Raw genomic sequence first — 3,102 nt, 5'->3', positions numbered from 1 at the left:
TGGTTCGTGGATAACGTTGTGGTGCGTGTGCCATTCCCGAAGGGGGCCTGGTGATGCGGGTGGTTCTATTGGAGTCCGTCATTCAGGATGGGGACCGAGTCCTGTTTACGGCCGAAGGTGGCCGCGGTATTGCCTCCTGGCGGGGGATGGCGCCCAAGTGGCCGGTGTCGCCGTCGATGTCGAGGTGGAAGTACACGAAGAGATCGACTGGAGTGAAATCGTGGTCGACCCGCAACCTGGAACGATCGTGGATGTTCTGGATCAAGCCATGGTGTTTCGCGGCGTCGTAGAGGATCTAGACAAGGACGGAGTCCTCACCCTCCGCTTCGGGAGTGGGATCGTGCTCGTCGACACCACTGGCGAGGCTCCGCTGGGTGTGGTTGGGCGGGACGTGAGCTTGACCGTTCGCGACATTGAGATCTACCCAACGGGCGTTTGAGCGGCGAATCCTGGGCGGAGGCGGCCCGGCTGGGTCGCCAGGTCCGGATCGATATTCCTGGCAAGTATGGCGGCTGGGCAATCATTAAACAGGTCCGTACCGTCTCGGCTGATCGGCCGCAGCCCGCTCTGTCGGTCACGGCCGGGCAGGATCGGAGATCGGGTTGTACACTTCGACCATGGCTATGCCTGCTCGCACAACCAATCTTCACGCCACGGACGCCGAGATCGGACTTGCTGAAGCACGCTCACGCCTTGGCGAGCTGGTCAACCGCGTCCACGAGGGAAACGTCGTCTACCTCACCCGTAACGGCACGCCGACCGCCGCGATCCTGCCGATCGACGAACTTCGTCGTCTCGTCGAGGCCGGGGAAGAGCTGGAGGATCTCCGGGCAGTTCTCGCCGCTGACCGCGAACGCGGCGAGGGCGAGACGGTCTCCTGGGACGGCTTGCAAGCCGAGCTTGAACGTTCGTGACATACAAGATCGAATGGTCGGCTGCCGCTGCCCGCCAGTTCCGCGGGCTGCCCCCACAGATCCAACAACGCCTGCGCCCAGTCATCAGCGGTCTCGTCGACAACCCCAGGCCGGTCGGCGTGAAAGCGCTCGAAGGCCGGCCAGGTGCGTTACGGATCAGGCTTGCCGACTATCGCGTGATCTACGAGGTGCATGACGACGTCCTACTCGTCCTCGTTGTCCGTGTCGCCCACCGTCGCGAGGTCTACCGCCGAATCTGATCCTATGCCATAGCCGGATGTTGGCCACGAGCCAGTGCCTGAGGTGCGTAAGCGGGGCTTGGCGGGCGCTGAGCCACTGTCGGCGCCACGTTATGTGATCATTCAGGGCGGGCTTGTTGGTCGTAGGAAGGTTTACGGCGACGTAAACTCGGCGATATGACGACCATGATGCGGGTGAGCCCCGAGACCAGGGATCGGGTGCTTCGGGTCGCCACCGAGGATTTCATGGGTGCCACTGCGGATGAAGCCGTGCGCCGGTTGCTTGACGAACACTGGCAGCTCAAGGCCGTTGCCGTGATGGACCGCTTCCGTGTGCAGGATCCTGACGGCTGGGCCGACTACCTGGTCGAAGCGGAAGCGTGGAGCGCGGCTGATGCCTCGGTCAACCAGGCATGGGATAAGACCGTTTGAGCGTGGGCGTCAGGCCCTGGGATGTATCGACATCCCAGGGCGGCAGCTGAAGGTCGGACACGCCCAACTTGTATGCGACTCCCACCCTGTGACGGCTGCGGGCACGAGCAGGAGCGAGACCGTGATCCGCGCCCATCACACTAACGATCTGCCTTTATTTCGCGCCAGTTCTTGGTATCTTCGATGGCATGACTGTCATACCGTTCACCGATGCGCGAAACCGCCTGTCGGAACTCATTGATGAGGTGGAACGGACTCATGAGCGGGTGGAGATCACCCGCCATGGGCATGCCGTAGCGGTCCTGATCTCCCCCGATGACCTCGCGGCACTGGAGGAGACACTGGATGTGCTGGCGAGCCGGGAGGCGATGCGGCAACTCGCGGAGTCCCGAGAGGCAGTCGAGGCCGGCGATGTCCTCGACGCCGAGGAGCTCACCGTGCTCATGGCGAAACGGGCGCGGAGCGCTGAGCGGCATCGCACGACGTGAGCGAGGCCAGCGAGCCGTTCGAACTTCTGATCACCGGCCCCACGGCACGCGCTCTCGCCGGCCGATTGCCCGAAAAGATTGCGGTAGCCGTCCACGAGTTCATCACGACCACGCTCCTGGACAACCCTCACCGGCTCGGCAAACGCCTCCTGCTCCCACCATATGAGGGCACCTGGTCCGCTCGGCGGGGCAGCTACCGGGTGTTGTACAACATCGATGAGGAAAACCGCACCGTTACCGTGACCGCCGTCGAGCATCGGTCCGACGCGTACCGCTCACGCTGACCGGGAGACCTGACAGTCTGCTGCCGGACGAGCACCTGCTCGACTCCGCTACCCCAGCGCCGAACAGATCGTCCGGTCCGCCCGGACCTACGGCGTCACGTTGATCACCCTGGTCCTGCTCGACCAGTCCACCCAGGCCAGGGCCGCACAGGGCTACGACACGGCGAGCTTCTCCTTCGATGTCGACCAGCGACGCGGTACCTGCCCCGAGGGCAGGACCAGCGCGTCCTGGATCCCCTGCCGCCAGCGGGACACCGACGCGATCGTGGTGACCGGGGCGAGGACAATCTGCGGCCCCTGCCCGAAACGCGAGCTGTGCACGAAGGGCAGACAACGGCAGATCACCATCCGGGACCGTGACCTGAACGAAGCCCTCGCCGCCGCGCGGGCCGAGCAGACGACCGACGAGTGGAAGCGCCGCTACGCCACCCGGGCCGGGGTCGAGGGCACCATGCGCCAGAGCACCCACACTGCCGCTGGCAGACCCACCCTGCGCCCAGCTCAGCGGTCACCTTGGCGACGATCATCTCGACAGCCGCCATCTCGACGACCACTCGGCTCCCGGCACGGAGACAGATCTGCCAGGTGATGCCGGACCACACCTGCCAGCCCTGTAGACGATCACTGGCCGGTGCGGTGTCCTCACGGCTCCTCCCGCCGGGTCTGGCTATCATGACTGCCGGCCGAACAGGACCATGAGGATGTATCAGGAGCAAGGGGGCGGCGGTGGCCGACTGGGGTGTCC

The 3,102-nt window shown here is 64.7% G+C and carries 7 protein-coding genes; all 7 read left to right on the top strand.

Annotation, left to right across the window (positions count from 1 at the left end; genetic code table 11):
• Window positions 1–157: 157 nt before the first annotated feature.
• The 7 genes from MJ785_RS19350 (at window position 158) to MJ785_RS19320 (ending at window position 2,946) form a co-directional block, all read left to right on the top strand.
• The gene (locus tag MJ785_RS19350) at window positions 158–439 is read left to right on the top strand and encodes a hypothetical protein (RefSeq protein WP_239313957.1); all 282 of its coding nucleotides are present in this window, start codon (window positions 158–160) and stop codon (window positions 437–439) included.
• A gap of 184 nt (window positions 440–623) precedes the next feature.
• Window positions 624–914, top strand: a complete 291-nt coding sequence (locus tag MJ785_RS19345; RefSeq protein WP_239373534.1) for a type II toxin-antitoxin system Phd/YefM family antitoxin — start codon at window positions 624–626, stop codon at window positions 912–914.
• A complete protein-coding gene (locus MJ785_RS19340) occupies window positions 911–1,174 on the top strand; it encodes a type II toxin-antitoxin system RelE/ParE family toxin (protein ID WP_239347481.1) in 264 nt (87 codons plus the stop codon). The genes MJ785_RS19345 and MJ785_RS19340 overlap by 4 nt, the downstream gene beginning before the upstream one ends.
• A gap of 156 nt (window positions 1,175–1,330) precedes the next feature.
• Window positions 1,331–1,585: a hypothetical protein gene (locus tag MJ785_RS19335; protein ID WP_239313952.1), complete on the top strand. Its 255-nt coding sequence runs from the start codon at window positions 1,331–1,333 to the stop codon at window positions 1,583–1,585.
• 188 nt (window positions 1,586–1,773) lie between these two features.
• Window positions 1,774–2,073 carry a type II toxin-antitoxin system Phd/YefM family antitoxin gene (locus MJ785_RS19330; protein ID WP_239382136.1) on the top strand — a complete coding sequence of 100 codons (300 nt, stop codon included), beginning with the start codon at window positions 1,774–1,776 and terminating at the stop codon, window positions 2,071–2,073.
• Entirely contained in the window at window positions 2,070–2,357 is a 288-nt protein-coding gene (locus MJ785_RS19325; protein ID WP_239313946.1) for a type II toxin-antitoxin system RelE/ParE family toxin, read from the top strand. The genes MJ785_RS19330 and MJ785_RS19325 overlap by 4 nt, the downstream gene beginning before the upstream one ends.
• Before the next feature lie 100 nt (window positions 2,358–2,457).
• Window positions 2,458–2,946, top strand: a complete 489-nt coding sequence (locus tag MJ785_RS19320) for a transposase (protein ID WP_239313943.1) — start codon at window positions 2,458–2,460, stop codon at window positions 2,944–2,946.
• Window positions 2,947–3,102 lie beyond the last annotated feature (156 nt).

Origin of the sequence: Protofrankia sp. CiT1, from assembly GCF_917627335.1 — a bacterium.
In the GTDB taxonomy this organism is placed as follows: Bacteria; Actinomycetota; Actinomycetes; order Frankiales; family Frankiaceae; genus Protofrankia.
The sequence above is the reverse complement of the archived record's forward strand: the minus strand, read 5'-3'. Positions and strand labels throughout refer to the sequence as shown.